The organism is Primorskyibacter flagellatus (assembly GCF_900176485.1).
GTDB classification, from domain to species: domain Bacteria; phylum Pseudomonadota; class Alphaproteobacteria; order Rhodobacterales; family Rhodobacteraceae; genus Primorskyibacter; species Primorskyibacter flagellatus.
In genome coordinates, this window is sequence record NZ_FWYD01000003.1 from 196279 (window position 1) to 209571 (window position 13293).

Here is a 13293-nt window from a genome sequence, read left to right on the forward strand (position 1 = left end):
CGGAGAAAAGCCATGACCCAGCCCCCAAAGCCGATGAGCGCGCGTCGTATGGCCTTGCGTCTGATCGAACAGGTGTTGGAACACCGCAACCTTTTATCCGAAGCGACCCAAGGCCCGGGCTGGCAGGCGATGACGCCGCAGGACCGCGCTACCGCGCAGCGACTGGCGCTAGAAGTGTTGCGCGGGCTCGAACGTGCCGACCGCCTGTTGAAACCTCATTTGCGCAAGGCCCCTCCGGTTTTCGTGCAGAACGTCCTGCGGCTTGCCGTGGTGGAATTGTGTATGGGCGGTGCTGCGCATGGCGTCGTCAACGAGGCGGTGACGCTGGTGGGAAGCAATCCCAAAACGCGGCACATGAAAGGGCTGGTCAACGCGGTCCTGCGCAAACTGGTCGACAAGGCACCGGAAGAATGGGCCATCCTGCGCGTGCCGCGTCTGCCGAAATGGCTGCGCGGGCCGCTGGTTGCGGCCTGGGGCGGCGAAGCGGTGCTGGCCATGGAGGCCGCGCATTTTGCCGGGGCACCTCTGGATCTGACAGCAAAGGGCGACCCGCAGACACTGGCCGAGGCGACCGGTGGCACTGTCCTGCCCACCGGATCGGTCCGGTTGAAGGCGGGCGGGCAGGTCTCGGCCTTGCCGGGCTATGATGCAGGCGATTTCTGGGTGCAGGATGCCGCAGCTGCCTTGCCCGCGCGCTTGCTGAGCGCGCAGCCCGGCGAGGCGGTTCTGGACATGTGCGCGGCACCCGGCGGCAAGACCATGCAACTGGCCGCGACCGAGGCGTCCGTGACGGCATTGGATGCGTCGGAAACCCGGATGGGCCGGGTGCACCAGAACCTTGCGCGCACCGGGCTGGACGCCACGATTGTTGTCGGGGACGGGCTGGAACACGCGGGCAGCTACGATGCCATCCTGCTGGACGCGCCTTGTTCTGCGACCGGCACCATTCGGAGGCATCCTGATCTGCCATATGCCCGCGAAGGCGACGATATTGGTGCGTTGATCGCGCTGCAATCGGCGCTTCTGGACCATGCCATCGGACTACTGAAACCCAACGGACGGCTGGTATTCTGCACATGTTCGCTGATTCCCGATGAGGGCGAATGCCAGATCGAAGAGGCGCTTTCCCGCCATTCCGGTCTGAAAACCATCAAACCGGAATTGTCCGGTATCGACCCCGATTGGATAACAGAAGAAGGCGGGCTGCGGCTGCGGCCCGATTATTGGTCCGAACAGGGCGGTATGGACGGGTTCTACATGGCGCTTCTGACACGCGTCTGAATCGCGCAAATTTGCCCTGCATTCCAAGGTGACTTCGCGTCGGTTCACGGCTAGACTTCGCCCGGACAGCGGCACGGTAGAGGCCGCCACGAAATTGAGCGCAGGGCGATCAATGGCCGACCCCGAAAGCTGGTCAGCGCGGCGAACGCGTTGGATGAACCGATTGCACGCGCGTCTGAGCGCGCGCGCCGCAGCAGCCACGGCATTTTCCCAAAAGCCAGAGCCTCGAACCATCGGAAGCTATGCCAAGGGACGTCAGTTGATCGCGGGGAACCTGCAATTCGGTGGTCATCTGCTAGAGGCCAAGGGCGCAATGCTTTGGGATCTCGACCCGCCCGATGCCGCCTTCGAGGAAGAGATCCACGGCTTCGTCTGGCTGGATGATCTGGCGGCGGTGGGCGATCCGGCAGCACGAGAGCTTGCGCAGCGTTGGCTTTGGGGCTGGATTGTGCGCTTCGGGCGCGGAAAAGGGCCGGGCTGGGTGCCGGAGCTGACGGGCCGAAGGTTGATTCGCTGGACCCATCACGCGCTGTTCCTGCTACGCGGCGCCGAGGGCCTACAATCGCAACAGTTTTACCAAAGCCTAGCGCATCAAAGCAACTTTCTGGGCCGCCGCTGGCAGGCCGCATCCCCCGGCGTGGCGCGGTTCGAGGCGCTGACCGGGCTGCTTTATGCCGGTCTGACGCTGGACGGCATGGGGCGCTACGTGCTGCCGGCCCGATCTGCGCTTGGAACCGAATGCCGCAGTCAGGTTGATGCGCAGGGCGGGATTCCGACCCGCAACCCTGAAGAGTTGCTAGAAGTTTTCACCTTGCTGACCTGGGCAAGTGCCGCATTGGACGAGTGCGGCAAGCTGCCGGAAGCGCCGCATCTGGATGCGATTGATCGCATTGCGCCGACGCTGCGCACCTTGCGCCACGCAGATGGCGGGCTTGCGCGGTTTCATGGCGGTGGGCGCGGCCTTGACGGGCGGCTGGATCAGGCGCTGGCGATGTCGGGTGCCAAAAACCGGCACGCGGACGGGCTGGCAATGGGCTATGCACGACTGTCAGCCGGACGCACCAGCGTGATTGTTGATGCCGCAGCGCCACCTTCGGGGACCGCTTCGCTCAAGGCGCATGCATCCACCCTCGCGTTCGAGCTGACCTCGGGACGCCGTCCGCTGATCGTCAATTGCGGGTCTGGTGCAGTCTTTGGCGAGGATTGGCGGCGGGCCGGACGCGCCACCCCGTCGCATAGCACGCTGACGCTGGACGGCTATTCCAGCGCGCGGTTGGGCAAGGCGGGGAAGATCGGCGCGGCGCGGCTTGAGGCGTTGGCGGACATCCCGCGCGACGTGCCGATCCAGATCACGCACGCCCCCGATGGCATCCGGTTCGAGGGCGGGCATGATGGCTATCGCCGGACCCACGGGCTGACCCATGCCCGCACGCTGGAGCTGACCTTTGATGGAAGCGGACTTGTCGGCGAAGACCTGTTGATCGCCTTGGACGAGACAGACGAACGGCAATTTGACAGGCGATTGAGTGCGGCGAAGACCAGAGGCATCCCGTTCAAGCTGCGCTTCCACCTGCATCCCGAGGTCGACAGCGCCGTTGATCTGGGGGGATCTGCCGTGTCGCTGGCGTTACGATCGGGCGAAGTCTGGGTGTTTCGGCATGAAGGAAGCGCTGAATTGGCGCTTGAGGCGTCGGTTTATCTGGAAAAAGGTCGCCTGAGGCCCCGCGCGACGAAACAGATCGTTTTAACTGGCCGAAGCATGGGGTATGCGACGCGCATCCGATGGTCGCTGGCCAAACCGCAGGACACCAAAGTCGCGATTCGCGATCTTGCCCGCGACGACATCGAGGTATCGACCTGAAGCTGACCTGGGACCGCTGACATATGACCGAACACGCCACCACCCTTGCCCCCGATACTGCCCCTGTGCAACGCGCATTGATCTCCGTTTCCGACAAGACCGGCCTTGTGGATCTGGCCCGTGCGTTGGCGACACGCGGCGTGGAACTGCTATCCACCGGCGGCAGCGCCAAGGCGATCCGTGATGCGGGAATTGCCGTCCGCGACGTGGCTGATGTGACGGGCTTCCCCGAGATGATGGATGGCCGGGTCAAGACGTTGCACCCGATGGTGCATGGTGGCCTTCTGGCGCTACGCGACAACGCGAATCATGTGTCCGCGATGGATGAACACGGCATCGGCGCGATCGACCTGCTGGTGGTGAACCTCTATCCGTTCGAGGAAACCGTGGCCAAGGGTGCCGATTATGACACCTGCATCGAGAATATCGACATTGGCGGCCCTGCAATGATCCGTGCAGCGGCGAAGAATCACGGTTTTGTCACCACGGTCGTGGATGTCGAGGATTACGACGCGCTTCTGGCCGAACTCGATGCCAATGACGGCCAGACCACCTATGCGTTCCGCCAGAAGATGGCCCAGATCGCCTATGCCCGCACGGGTGCCTATGACGCGGCCGTGTCCACCTGGATGGCCGATGCGCTGGGCGAGGCAGCACCGCGCCGCAGGGTCTTTGCCGGAACGCTCGCGCAGACGCTGCGCTACGGCGAAAACCCGCACCAGTCGGCAGCGTTCTACAAGGATGGCGCGAACCGGCCCGGTGTGTCCACGGCCACGCAGCATCAGGGCAAGGAACTGTCCTATAACAACATCAACGATACCGATGCTGCGTTCGAGCTGGTGTCCGAGTTTCTGCCGGGTGATGGCCCGGCCTGCGCGATCATCAAACATGCCAACCCTTGCGGTGTGGCGCGCGGCGACACGCTGAAGGATGCGTATCAGCGCGCTTTCGATTGTGACCGCACATCGGCTTTTGGTGGGATCATCGCGCTCAACGGTGCGTTGGATGGTGACACGGCCGAGGTGATTTCAGAGATCTTTACCGAAGTGGTGATCGCCCCCGGTGCCGATCAGGCCGCGCGCGACATTTTTGCCAAGAAGAAGAACCTGCGTCTGTTGACCACCGACGGGCTGTCGAACCCGGCGCTTGGCGGCCTGACATACCGGCAGGTCTCCGGTGGGATGCTGGTACAGGATCGCGACAACGGTGCGATTGCGCTGGATGACCTGAAAGTGGTGACACAAAAGGCCCCGACAGATGCCCAGCTTGCCGACCTTCTGTTCGCTTGGAAAGTCGCCAAACACGTCAAATCCAACGCCATTGTCTATGTCAAGGACGGCGCGACGGTCGGCGTCGGTGCAGGCCAGATGAGCCGCGTTGACAGTACGCGCATCGCGGCGCGTAAATCGCTGGATATGGCCGAGGTTTTGGGGCTGTCCGCGCCGCTGACGCGAGGCTCTGTCGTGGCGTCGGACGCGTTTTTCCCCTTCCCCGACGGTCTGCTGACCGCGGCAGAGGCGGGTGCCGTGGCGGTCATTCAGCCCGGCGGGTCGATGCGCGATGACGACGTGATCAAAGCTGCGGATGAGGCGGGCCTCGCGATGGTGTTCACCGGCATGCGGCATTTCCGACATTGACGGGGTGCCGCGCATATCTGGCCAAACGAAAGGCGATGGCATGAAACTGGTGTTCTGGGCGGGGTTCTGGACATTCCTGCTGGATCAGGCAACCAAGTGGCTGGTCGTGCATGTGCTGAACCTGCGTACGCTGGGCGAGATCGACGTGCTTCCGCCGTTGCTCAATTTTCGCATGGCGTGGAATCGGGGCGTCAACTTTGGCCTCTTTCAGGGCGACAGCGATGCAGGCCGGTGGCTTTTGATCGGCGTGGCCGTGGCGATCGTCCTGTTCGTGCTGGTCTGGATCTGGCGCGACCCGCCGGCAAAATGGGGCAAAATCGCGGCCGGCATGCTGATCGGCGGCGCGCTTGGCAATGTCGTCGACAGGGTGCTGTATGGTGCCGTTGCGGATTTCCTGAACATGAGCTGTTGCGGGATCGAAAATCCGTTTGCCTTCAACGTGGCGGATATCGCGATCTTTGCGGGGGCTTTGGGGCTGGTGCTGTTTCCGGGAACACGCAAGCCCTCGGGCAAGTCTGGAAACAACACAGGCAACACAAGACGAAAAAACGCCCCGTGACCTTGGGCAAGCAATCGGATATGGCTGGCATAATGACGATCAGGAGGGTGGCGATGACAGGGCCGCGCATTTGGGTGATGCTGGGAACGATGGCGGCGCTGACCGCCTGTGGCGGCTATGAACGCGACATAACCCTGCACGATCTGCGGACCAATCGGGGCACCCCCGAGGAATTCGCGATCGAGCCGAAAAAGCCTTTGCTCGCGCCTGAAAGCGTTGCGGCGCTGCCCACCCCTACACCCGGCGGTGCAAATCGTACCGATCAGACACCCAAACAGGATGCGGTGGCGGCACTGGGCGGCAACCCGTCGCGACTGACCCCGACCGCAGGCGTTCCTGCGGGTGACGGTGCGCTGGTCAACCATGCCAGCCGCATGGGCCGCGATGGGAATGTCCGCGCCGACCTTGCGACCGAGGATCTCGAATTCCGCAAGCGCAAATCGCTGTTTTCCTGGCGGCTTTTCAAGGAAGACGAATATGATCGCGCCTATCGTCGCGAGTCGTTGGACCCTTACGGCACGCTGAACGCGTCTCGCCGGGCCGGTGCACGCACACCCACGGCGCCGCCAGCGGGCCGCTGAGGCAAATCCCGCCTGTCACAATGACGTGGCCCGGCTTGAATCCGGGCGCAATACGCGTAGCTTCCAGTCAAACCGATGGAGGAATTGCATGCGCATTGCCGTCAAGGGGGCCACCCTGGCCCTGATGCTGGCCACGGGGCTTGCCCAGGCTGATACCTTGCCCACGCCGCAGGACGATGTAACCACGTTCGCGCTGGACAACGGCATGGAGGTTGTGGTGATCGAAGATCACCGCGCGCCGGTTGTCGTCAACATGGTGTGGTACAAGGCCGGATCAGCGGATGAGCCCGAGGGTGCGTCCGGCGTGGCGCATTTTCTTGAACACTTGTTGTTCAAGGGCACCGACACGCTGGACCCCGGAGAGTTTTCGCGCACCGTCGCGCGCAATGGAGGGTCCGACAACGCCTTCACCAGCTATGACTACACCGCGTATTTTCAGCGCGTCGCAGCCGACCGTCTGGATTTGATGATGCGGATGGAGGCGGATCGGATGGTCAACCTTCAGCTGGACGAAGAGGACATCCTGACCGAGCGCGAGGTCATCATCGAAGAACGCAACCAGCGCACCGAGAACGATCCCGGCGCGCTGTTCGGCGAACAACGCAACGCGGCACTGTATATGAACCATCGCTACGGCGTGCCGATTATCGGCTGGCGGCACGAGATGGTGACGCTCGATCTTGATGATGCGCTAAGCTATTACCGAAAAAACTATGCGCCCAACAATGCCATTCTGGTGGTGGCCGGAGATGTGAAGCCCGAAGATGTGCGCAGCATGGCTGAGCAGCATTTCGGCGTTCTGCCTCCCAATCCCGAACTGACGGATCGCGCCCGGCCCGACGAGCCGCCGCAAAGGGCAGAGCGGCGTCTGACCTACCGGGATGCCCGCGTTGCCCAGCCCTATGTCAGCCGAGTATATCTGGCACCGTCGCGTAATCATGACGATCAGAAAACCGCCGCAGCACTGGTGCTGCTGTCGGAAATCCTTGGCGGCGGACAGACGTCGAAACTGGTGCGCGCGTTGACCTTTGACAGCCAGACCGCCGTCTGGGCGGGTGCGTTCTACGATGCGACGCGTCTTGACGAAAGCAGCTTCGGCATTGCTGTCGTGCCCAGCGAGGGCGTCTCGTTGCAAGAGGCAGAAGACGCGATGGATCGCGTGATCGCGGAGTTCCTCGCCGAAGGCGTCGACGCGGCTCAGCTTGATCGCATCAAGATGCAGTTGCGTTCGCAGGCGATCTATTCGCGTGACAATGTCGAACGTCTGGCCAACCGCTACGGACAAGCCCTGGCAACCGGGCTGACGGTCGAGGATGTGCAGGCCTGGCCGGACATTCTGCAAGCCGTCACCGGGGAAGAGATCGTTGCGGCAGCCCGTGACGTGTTCGACCGTAATCAGGCCGTTACCGGCTGGCTGACCACACCCGAGGAGGTCACGCAATGAAGTTTGTAGCAACCCTGCTGACATCGCTTTTGCTGGCCTTTCCGGCATGGGCAGAGATCGATATTCAGGAAATCGCCACCCCCGGCGGATTTGACGCCTGGCTGGTCGAGGAACAGGACATTCCGTTTGTTGCGCTGGAATTGCGCTTCAAAGGCGGCGCGTCGCTGGATCGCGACGGCAAGCGCGGTGCTACCAATCTGATGATGGCACTGCTGGAGGAAGGCGCGGGCGAGATGGACGCGCGCGCCTTCACCGAACGCACCGAAGAGCTTGCCGCGCGGTTCAGCTATAACGCCTATGACGACGCGGTGTCGGTTTCGGCCAAGTTCCTGACCGAGAACCGTGACGAGGCCGTGGCTCTGCTGCGCGAAACGCTGGTCAACCCGCGGTTTGACGACGATGCCATCGAACGCGTGCGCGCGCAGGTCGAATCGAGCATCCGGTCCGACCTGAAGGATCCCAACAGCATTGTCAGCGCCGCCTTTGACGCAGCGGCGTTTGGCGATCATCCATATGGCTCATCGGCTGACGGCACGCTGGACAGCGTGGCCGGCCTGACGCGTGACGATCTGACCGCCGCCCACAAAGGCGTGATACGCCGCGATAACGTCTTTATCGGGGCGGCAGGCGACATCTCGGCCGAAGAGTTGTCGACGCTGATCGACGATCTTCTGGGCGATTTGCCTGAGACAGGTTGGGACATGCCCGCCCGCGCGGATTATGCGCTTGAGGGCGGTATCAATGTCGTGCCCTTCGAGACGCCTCAGTCGGTTGCCTTGTTCGGCCACGAAGGCATCGAGCGCGATGACCCGGATTTCTTCGCTGCCTATGTGATGAACGTGATCCTGGGCGGCGGCGGTTTCGAAAGCCGCCTGATGGACGAGGTGCGCGAGAAACGCGGCCTGACCTACGGCGTCTATTCCTACCTCGTGCCCAAGGATTACGCCGCGCTGTATCTGGGCCGCGTTGCCAGCGCCAACAACCGTATCGCCGAGGCGATTTCGGTGATCCGCGACGAATGGGCAAAGCTGGCGGAAGACGGTGCCACGCAGGAAGAGCTGGATCAGGCCAAGACCTATCTGACCGGCGCCTATCCCCTGCGCTTTGACGGCAACGGCCCGATCGCGGATATTCTGGTTGGCATGCAGATGGACGGACTGCCCACGGAATATGTGGTCAATCGCAACGCAAAGGTCGAGGCCGTGACGCTGGAGGACGTGCAACGCGTCGCCAAACGCCTGCTGCGCCCCGAGGATCTGCACTTTACCGTCGTGGGTCAGCCCGAAGGTCTGGACCTGCCGGGGCAGTAGCAACAGCATCGAGACGCCGGACAATCGTCAAATCTTGGCAAGAAAAAGGCGCGTCGGAAACCCGGCGCGCCTTTTCGTTTTCAGCCCTGCTTACGGCTCAGATCAATTCAGCAAGCCCGCGTGGCGCAGACCGTAATCGACCAGTTCCTTGGTGCCGTCTGTCAGCGGCACCAGTGGCGAGCGGACATCGTCGCTGCACAGGCCGAGACGCGACATGGCGTATTTCACACCGCAGACGCCGGGTTCGGTGAAGATGGCACTGTGCAGCGGCATCAACCGGTCCTGGATGGTCAGCGCTTTGGCATAGTCGCCGGCCAGGGTTGCCTCTTGCAGTTCGGCGCAAAGACGTGGTGCCACATTGCCGGTGACGGTAATGCAACCAACGCCGCCCTGGGCATTGAACCCGTGCGCGGTGCCGTCCTCGCCCGAGATCTGGATGAAGTCCGTTCCGCAGGTGATCCGCTGGGCGCAGACCCGCGCCAGATCGCCAGTGGCGTCTTTCACCCCGACAATGCGCGGCAGCTTTGCCAGCAGACCCATCGTCACCGGGCTCATGTCCACGGCGGACCGGCCGGGGATGTTGTAGATGATGATCGGCAGCTCGCAGGCGTCATGCAGCGCGGTGAAATGCGCGATCAGCCCTTCTTGGGTCGGTCTGTTATAATAGGGCGTCACCACAAGCGCCGCGTTGGCACCAACCGATTCGGCATGCTGCATGAAGCGCAGCGATTCGGACGTGTTGTTCGATCCGGCCCCGGCGATCACCGGAATGCGTCCGGCAGAGGCTTCGACCACGGCTTCGACCACGGCCATATGTTCGGCATGGCTCAGCGTCGGGCTTTCGCCTGTCGTGCCCACGGGGACAAGCCCGTGGCTGCCCTCATCCACATGCCAATCCACAAGTTTCTTGAGCGTCACCATATCCACTGCGCCGTCCTTGAACGGCGTGACCAGGGCAGGCATAGACCCCTTGAACATGACACGCTCCTTTTTCTGTTTCACTGTCGTCATCATTGACGGGTTCGGGATGGCGTTCTGCCGGGAATGTGAGTTGCAGGTCCGGCGAGCCACGCTATCCTGATGCAGGTCTATCTATTTTCGGCAGGGAAATTGCAAGATCATGTGGCGCATTCTCCTGACAGTCGTGGCTTGTATGTGTGTGTCCTTGCCAGCCTTGGCGCAAACGCCGGGCGCTGCGCGGCCTTTGCAAGGGGCGCTGGACGCGATGCGCGCTGGCAACTGGGCGCAGGCGCGCATCACCGCGCGGGGCGAGGGTCAGCAGGCCGTGGATGTCATCAACTGGATGAATCTGCGGGCTGGCAATGGCAGCGCCTCCGAAGTGCAGGACTTCCTGAAACGCAACGCCGATTGGCCGGGCCTGCCCTATCTGCGCATGAAAAGCGAAGAGGCGATGGCCGACGCGAGCGATGCCGAGGTGCTGGCATTCTTCGCCGATGATCTGCCGCAAACCGGCTCTGGCGCGCTTACTCTGGCGCGCGCGCTTGAAGCGAACGCAGAGCAGGGGGCCGCAGAGGCGGATATCGTCATGGCGTGGCGCACGCTGGCGCTCTCGCAAAGCGAGCATTTGACCTTTCTGGCGCAGTATGGCGACATCCTGAAACCGCACCACGTCGCCCGCATGGATATGGCCCTGTGGAAAGGTTGGGACGGAACGGCAAAAATGATGCGCGGCCTGGTCAGCGAGGATCGCCGCGCGCTTGCCGATGCGCGTATGGCGCTTTATGCGCTGGGGCCGGCCGTCGATACGCTGATCGAGCGCGTGCCGCAGGCATTGCAGAATGATCCGGGTCTTGCACATGCGCGGTTTGACTGGCGGGCCCGCAAGGGGCGTGACGATGCCGCGATAGAGTTGCTGTTGCAACGCTCTGTCAGTGCCGCTTCGCTGGGCGAGCCTTGGGCCTGGGCGAATCGCCGTCGCCTTCTGGCACGCGGATTGATGCGCAAGGGGGACTGGGAAACGGCTTACGAGGTGGCCTCCAGCCATCATCTGACCGAGGGCAGCGCTTATGCAGAGCTGGAGTGGATTGCGGGCTACACCGCGTTGAAACGCGAACGGCCAAGCGTGGCCGTGCAGCATTTCCAACATTTGCAATCGGGTGTCGATACGCCGATCTCGCTGGGGCGCGCAGGCTATTGGCTGGGCCGTGCCTTCGAGGCGGCCGGCGACGCCGCCGCCGCGCAAAGCGCCTATGCCGAGGGCGCGAAGTATCAGACCAGCTTTTACGGATTGCTTGCGGCGGAACGCGGTAACGTGCCGTTCAATGCCGCCCTGACTGGCGGCGATCTGCCGGAATGGCGGGGGGCGGAATTCACCCAAAGCTCTGTGTTCAAGGCAGCGGTGTTGCTGCTCGCGGCAGGCGAGGATGATCTGGGCGAGCGTTTCCTGACCCATCTTGCCGAAACCCAACCGCCCGAGGCTATCGCGCAGATGGGCGCAATGATGGAAGAGCTGAACCGCCCTCATATTCAGGTCATGCTGGGCAAACGCGCCGCGCAATACGGGATCGAGGTTCCGCGCCCTTATTACGCGCTGCACGATCTGGTGAAGGGCGACTATCCTGTGCCGAAAGAGATTGTGCTGGCCATTGCGCGTCGGGAAAGCGAGTTCGACCCGAAGGTGGTCAGCAGCGCCGGTGCGCAGGGGTTGATGCAGGTGATGCCCGCTACGGCGCAGGCCGTAGCCTCGCGGCTCGGGATTGCGCATCAGACGGAAATGCTGACCCGGAACTGGAAACACAACGCCAAGCTCGGGGCGGAATATCTTGCATGGATGTCGCGCCGGTTTGACGCCAACCCGGTGATGATGGCGGCAAGCTACAACGCGGGGCCGGGGCGTCCGACGCGCTGGATGGCCGAATATGGCGATCCGCGCAAAGGCGATATCGACGTGATCGACTGGATCGAGATGATCCCCTTCGACGAGACCCGCAACTATGTGATGCGTGTGACCGAAAGCCTGCCTGTCTACCGCGCGCGCTTGGGCAAGGACCCGCATCCGGTGCCGTTCAGCAAGGAACTCGTCGGCTCAACCCTTCCGGCGCGCCCGCCAGAGGGTGAATAGCCCCGCCGCCACGATGATCGCCGTGCCGATGGCCACGTTCGGGCGGATGGTCTCGGCAAAGAGCAGAACGCCGATGATCGAGGCAAAGACCAGTTGCAGATAGGCAAAGGGCTGGACCGCGCTGGCCTCCGCGACCTCGTAGGTCTTGATCAGCAACCAATGCCCACCCGCGCCCGTCAGGCAAAGCGCGCCCATCCAGATCCAGTCCGGCCCGGTCATCGGTTCCCAGAACCACAGGCCCGCAGCGGTCATGGCGACCGCGCCGGTCGTGCCGGTCCAGAAAAAGCTGGTCGCCGCCGTGTCGGCCCGCGCCACATAGCGCGTCAGCAACCCGTACAATGCGAACATGGCGGCGGCGGCCAGCGGGATCAGCGCGAGGGGGGAAAAGACCCCAAAGCCCGGTTCGAGAATGATCATCACCCCGACAAAGCCGATGCCGATCGCCGTCCAGCGCCGCCAGCCAACGGATTCGCCCAATACCGGCCCGGACAGCGCCGCCACCAGCAACGGATAGCAGGCAAAAACCGCATGGCTTTCAACAAGGCCGAGATAGGTGAAGGCCGCGACCATGACGCAGATCTCTGCGGCCAGCAGGAACCCGCGAAACCCCTGCACCAGCGGTTGCGTCGTGGCCGCCGCCGCGCGCAGCCCACCTGCCTGACGGGCGGCGATGGTCATCACGAAGGCCGCGAAGAACCAGTAGCGGATCATCACCACCATGATGACGTTATATTCGCTCGCCAGATGCTGCGAGATCCCGTCCTGCACCGCGAAGACAAGCGTGGTGGCAACCATGAACCAGATGCCAAGGGTTGTGTCGTTGCGGGTCATGGTGCTTTCCGTGCGGTGGTCATATGTCTCTTGCGGCCGTATCCCGGCACGCGCGTCGTCACAAGCCCCGCCGCGTCCAGCGCGCGCCGCACGGCCCCCGCCGCCGAATAGGTCGCCACCGTTCCGCCCGGCTTGGTATGCGCGGCAACCTCTGCCAATAGCGCAGGCTCCCAGAGTTCGGGGTTTTTCGCGGGGGAAAAACCGTCCAGAAACCAGGCATCGGCCAGCCCGTCATGCTTGCACAGGGTCTCGCGGGCATCTCCCTCGACCATGCGAAAGGCCAGATCCGGCAGGTCGATCGTGCGTGCATTCGCCTGCCAGAACGGTGCCAGTTCGGCCGCGCTGCTGTGAAGTTCGGGAAAGCCCGCCTGCGCGCGTGTCATATCGGCACCGCTTAAGGGAAATGCCTCGAATGTGGTGAAATGCAGCTTTCCCTGCATCTCCGACGACCGCCAGAGCGCCAGCGCCGCCAGAAGGTTCAGCCCGGTGCCAAAGCCAAGCTCCATGATGTGGAACCCGTCCTGATAGCGTTCCGGCAGGCGGTTGCCGGCCAGAAAGACGTGCCGGGTCTCGGCCAGCCCGTCATCCAGAGAGTAATAGGGATCGTCAAAGCGCAAGGACACGGGAATGTCGCCCTCGCGCCAGTCCAGAAAGTCGCTTTGGCTGTTCAGCGGATCGTCGCTCTGGCTCTGCATGGTTTCCTGCCC

General features: G+C 63.0%; 11 protein-coding genes. 8 read left to right on the forward strand and 3 right to left on the reverse strand.

The genetic code is table 11. The annotated features are described in order from the left end of the window. The first annotated feature begins 12 nt into the window (after positions 1–12). The 7 genes from B8991_RS06395 to B8991_RS06425 all read left to right on the forward strand — a co-directional run bounded on the left by B8991_RS06395 (position 13) and on the right by B8991_RS06425 (position 8673). Positions 13–1281, forward strand: a complete 1269-nt coding sequence (locus B8991_RS06395) for an RsmB/NOP family class I SAM-dependent RNA methyltransferase (RefSeq protein ID WP_084351560.1) — start codon at positions 13–15, stop codon at positions 1279–1281. A gap of 112 nt (positions 1282–1393) precedes the next feature. After that, positions 1394–3142 carry a heparinase II/III family protein gene (locus B8991_RS06400; protein WP_084351563.1) on the forward strand — a complete coding sequence of 583 codons (1749 nt, stop codon included), beginning with the start codon at positions 1394–1396 and terminating at the stop codon, positions 3140–3142. A gap of 23 nt (positions 3143–3165) precedes the next feature. Further along, complete coding sequence (purH, locus tag B8991_RS06405) at positions 3166–4779, forward strand: bifunctional phosphoribosylaminoimidazolecarboxamide formyltransferase/IMP cyclohydrolase (protein ID WP_084351566.1); 1614 nt, start codon at positions 3166–3168, stop codon at positions 4777–4779. A 40-nt stretch (positions 4780–4819) separates the two neighbouring features. Beyond that, positions 4820–5338 (forward strand): signal peptidase II, encoded by a 519-nt coding sequence (gene lspA, locus B8991_RS06410; RefSeq protein ID WP_084351568.1) that lies wholly within the window; start codon positions 4820–4822, stop codon positions 5336–5338. Positions 5339–5391: 53 nt separating this feature from the next. Then, positions 5392–5919: a DUF3035 domain-containing protein gene (locus B8991_RS06415; protein WP_084351570.1), complete on the forward strand. Its 528-nt coding sequence runs from the start codon at positions 5392–5394 to the stop codon at positions 5917–5919. An 88-nt stretch (positions 5920–6007) separates the two neighbouring features. Beyond that, positions 6008–7363, forward strand: coding sequence for a M16 family metallopeptidase (locus tag B8991_RS06420; RefSeq protein ID WP_084351572.1), 1356 nt, complete (start codon positions 6008–6010; stop codon positions 7361–7363). After that, positions 7360–8673 carry a M16 family metallopeptidase gene (locus B8991_RS06425; RefSeq protein WP_084351575.1) on the forward strand — a complete coding sequence of 438 codons (1314 nt, stop codon included), beginning with the start codon at positions 7360–7362 and terminating at the stop codon, positions 8671–8673. The genes B8991_RS06420 and B8991_RS06425 overlap by 4 nt, the downstream gene beginning before the upstream one ends. A 102-nt stretch (positions 8674–8775) precedes the next feature. Here the strand turns inward: B8991_RS06425 and dapA are convergent, their stop codons facing one another. Further along, positions 8776–9651: a 4-hydroxy-tetrahydrodipicolinate synthase gene (gene dapA, locus B8991_RS06430; RefSeq protein ID WP_084352195.1), complete on the reverse strand. Its 876-nt coding sequence runs from the start codon at positions 9649–9651 to the stop codon at positions 8776–8778. Positions 9652–9793: 142 nt separating this feature from the next. On the opposite strand from dapA, the gene B8991_RS06435 reads away from it, so the two are divergent. Then, a complete protein-coding gene (locus tag B8991_RS06435; RefSeq protein WP_084351578.1) occupies positions 9794–11755 on the forward strand; it encodes a lytic transglycosylase domain-containing protein in 1962 nt (653 codons plus the stop codon). Here B8991_RS06435 and B8991_RS06440 read toward each other — a convergent pair. Both B8991_RS06440 and mnmC2 read right to left on the reverse strand, forming a co-directional pair. Next, positions 11720–12586 carry a DMT family transporter gene (locus B8991_RS06440; RefSeq protein ID WP_084351580.1) on the reverse strand — a complete coding sequence of 289 codons (867 nt, stop codon included), beginning with the start codon at positions 12584–12586 and terminating at the stop codon, positions 11720–11722. The genes B8991_RS06435 and B8991_RS06440 overlap by 36 nt on opposite strands. Continuing rightward, complete coding sequence (mnmC2, locus tag B8991_RS06445; RefSeq protein ID WP_084351582.1) at positions 12583–13281, reverse strand: tRNA (5-methylaminomethyl-2-thiouridine)(34)-methyltransferase MnmC2; 699 nt, start codon at positions 13279–13281, stop codon at positions 12583–12585. Before mnmC2 ends, B8991_RS06440 begins: the two co-directional genes overlap by 4 nt. Positions 13282–13293 lie beyond the last annotated feature (12 nt).

Bases quoted from the DNA above. Each gene is read 5' to 3' on its own strand.
- B8991_RS06395 (WP_084351560.1), top strand. From the start codon at position 13: ATGACCCAGCCCCCAAAGCCGATGAGCGCGCGTCGTATGGCCTTGCGT.
- B8991_RS06400 (WP_084351563.1), top strand. From the start codon at position 1,394: ATGGCCGACCCCGAAAGCTGGTCAGCGCGGCGAACGCGTTGGATGAAC.
- purH (WP_084351566.1), top strand. From the start codon at position 3,166: ATGACCGAACACGCCACCACCCTTGCCCCCGATACTGCCCCTGTGCAA.
- lspA (WP_084351568.1), top strand. From the start codon at position 4,820: ATGAAACTGGTGTTCTGGGCGGGGTTCTGGACATTCCTGCTGGATCAG.
- B8991_RS06415 (WP_084351570.1), top strand. From the start codon at position 5,392: ATGACAGGGCCGCGCATTTGGGTGATGCTGGGAACGATGGCGGCGCTG.
- B8991_RS06420 (WP_084351572.1), top strand. From the start codon at position 6,008: ATGCGCATTGCCGTCAAGGGGGCCACCCTGGCCCTGATGCTGGCCACG.
- B8991_RS06425 (WP_084351575.1), top strand. From the start codon at position 7,360: ATGAAGTTTGTAGCAACCCTGCTGACATCGCTTTTGCTGGCCTTTCCG.
- dapA (WP_084352195.1), bottom strand. From the start codon at position 9,651: ATGTTCAAGGGGTCTATGCCTGCCCTGGTCACGCCGTTCAAGGACGGC.
- B8991_RS06435 (WP_084351578.1), top strand. From the start codon at position 9,794: ATGTGGCGCATTCTCCTGACAGTCGTGGCTTGTATGTGTGTGTCCTTG.
- B8991_RS06440 (WP_084351580.1), bottom strand. From the start codon at position 12,586: ATGACCCGCAACGACACAACCCTTGGCATCTGGTTCATGGTTGCCACC.
- mnmC2 (WP_084351582.1), bottom strand. From the start codon at position 13,281: ATGCAGAGCCAGAGCGACGATCCGCTGAACAGCCAAAGCGACTTTCTG.